The sequence below is a fragment of the Propionivibrio pelophilus DSM 12018 genome (assembly GCF_059569095.1).
The window spans coordinates 1-2,146 of sequence record NZ_JCANUT010000126.1 but is presented as its reverse complement, the minus strand read 5'-3'; the positions used below and the strand labels follow the sequence as shown (position 1 = coordinate 2,146).

At 59.9% G+C, this 2,146-nt stretch carries 2 protein-coding genes; both read right to left on the bottom strand.

The window, feature by feature from the left end; all coding sequences use genetic code 11:
* Positions 1-156: 156 nt before the first annotated feature.
* Complete coding sequence (locus BO74_RS20930) at positions 157-1,359, bottom strand: ammonium transporter (protein ID WP_496445313.1); 1,203 nt, start codon at positions 1,357-1,359, stop codon at positions 157-159.
* Positions 1,360-1,643: 284 nt separating this feature from the next.
* On the bottom strand, positions 1,644-2,081 hold the full coding sequence (locus BO74_RS20925; RefSeq protein WP_496445311.1) for a VOC family protein: 438 nt from the start codon (positions 2,079-2,081) through the stop codon (positions 1,644-1,646).
* Positions 2,082-2,146 lie beyond the last annotated feature (65 nt).

Here is a 2,146-nt window from a genome sequence, read left to right as displayed (position 1 = left end):
CGCAGTTGCGCTTCACTTCGTTCGCTGTGATCAACTTACGGCGGGACTTGCACCCGCAGGAGTGCGCCCGTGCCGGGCGCACAAAGAACGAAGCCCGGCGTTGGCCGGGCTTCGCTTGTCTATTGCCCGACAGACTTTATTGTTTCCGCTCACAACTCACCAGTTCGACTCGTTCTCCGGCGTCGCGCTAATGCGGTGGATGGACAAATCGGCCCCCTCGAATTCTTCCTCACGGTCGAGACGCAGGCCGAGCGTCGCCTTGAGCGTGCCATAAACGACCACGCTACCGGTCAGCGCGATGGCAATTGCCATGACGGTCGCCGTCAGCTGCGACATAAAGGCCACACCGCCCGCGCCGCCGAGCGCCTGCTGCCCGAAGATGCCGGCCGCGATGCCGCCCCAGGCGCCGCAGAGGCCGTGCAGCGGCCACACGCCGAGCACGTCGTCGATCTTCCAGCGGTTTTGCGTCCGGGTGAACATCACGACAAAAAGCGCGCCGGCAACGCCGCCGACTACCAGCGCTCCGATCGGGTGCATCAGGTCGGACCCCGCGCACACGGCAACCAGTCCGGCAAGCGGGCCGTTATGCACGAAACCGGGGTCATTCTTGCCGAGCACGGTGGCGACCAGCGTGCCGCCGACCATCGCCATCAACGAATTGATCGCGACGAGGCCGGAAATCTTGTCGACCGTCTGCGCGCTCATCACGTTGAAACCGAACCAGCCGACGGTGAGAATCCACGCGCCGAGCGCGAGGAAGGGAATCGACGACGGCGGGTGCGCGGAAATGCGCCCTTCCTTCGTGTAGCGCCCGTAGCGCGCGCCGAGCAGAAGCACTGCGGGCAGCGCGATCCAGCCGCCCATCGCATGCACGACGACGGAGCCGGCGAAGTCGTGGAATTCCGCGCCGAACGTGGACTTCAGCCAGGCCTGGATGCCGAACGCCTGGTTCCAGGCGATACCCTCGAAGAAGGGATAGATGAAGCCGACGATGACGAAGGTGGCGATCAACTGCGGGTTGAAGCGCGCACGCTCGGCGACACCACCCGAAATGATCGCCGGAATCGCCGCCGCGAAGGTCAGCAGAAAGAAGAAGCGCGTCAGCTCGAAGCCGTTCTTCGCCATCAGCACCTCCGCGCCCGAGAAGAAATTAACGCCGTAGGCAACCGAAAAACCGATGAAGAAGTAGGCAATCGTCGACACCGAAAAGTCGACGAGGATCTTGACCAGCGCATTGACCTGGTTCTTCTTGCGCACCGTTCCGAGTTCCAGAAATGCAAAACCCGAGTGCATCGCCAGCACCATGATGCCGCCGAGCAGGATGAAAAGAACATCACTCCCTGATTTCAATGCTTCCATACGCCCCCCTGAAAAGAATCGAGGGATGTAAGCAAACAACATTCCAGAAACTATTTCCTTTTTATATCAGCAAGTTAATAACAGGAAGTCGAAAACAGTGAGCCAAAATCGTGCATTTCACTCTGCCACGGCACCATCTCGGGGAGCTCTCCGCTTTCTGTCAGCGAGGATCTTCGTCTTGGTGCAGTGAGCAATCACATCCAGAAGACTACCGGAGCCGTGCCGGAAAAAAGAGGCCCGGGACAGACGGCCCGGGCCTTTACTTGACGACTAAAGCAAGGAGGTCACAAGGTCGACAAGTCAGGGAAAGGTCGTACCGGATCCATTCCGTCCCAGCCTTCGCTCGCTTCGCGAATCAGCTTGAACAGCTTGCCCTTCGGGCCGGCCACTTCGGACAGTTCGATGACGGTTCCGGGGTGGTATTCGGTATCGAAATAGATGAAGCGCCCGCGTTCGCCGACCTCGCCCTGCATGATCGGCTTCCAGCCCAGGCCGACCAGGTTGTTCAGGTCGCGGTCGTAATCCTCGGTCCAGTAGGCCACGTGCTGCAGGCCGCTCTTGCTGGTCTGCTGGAAGTCACGGTACATCGACGGCACGTCGTTGCGTGTCTGGATCAGTTCGACCTGGATGTAGCCGGCATTGGCCAGCGCCACCGAATTGTGCGGCTGGTAACTCTCGCCCTTGTAGCGGTAGTGAGGTAGGCTGAAAAAAGTGGAGTCCAACGTTTCGTAAAATGTGAGGAACGGAGGACAAGGATGGAACGACTACCGAAAGGGATCTACACGCT

Excerpts from the sequence above, each read along its gene's own strand:
- BO74_RS20930 (WP_496445313.1), bottom strand. The coding sequence starts at position 1,359 with ATGGAAGCATTGAAATCAGGGAGTGATGTTCTTTTCATCCTGCTCGGC.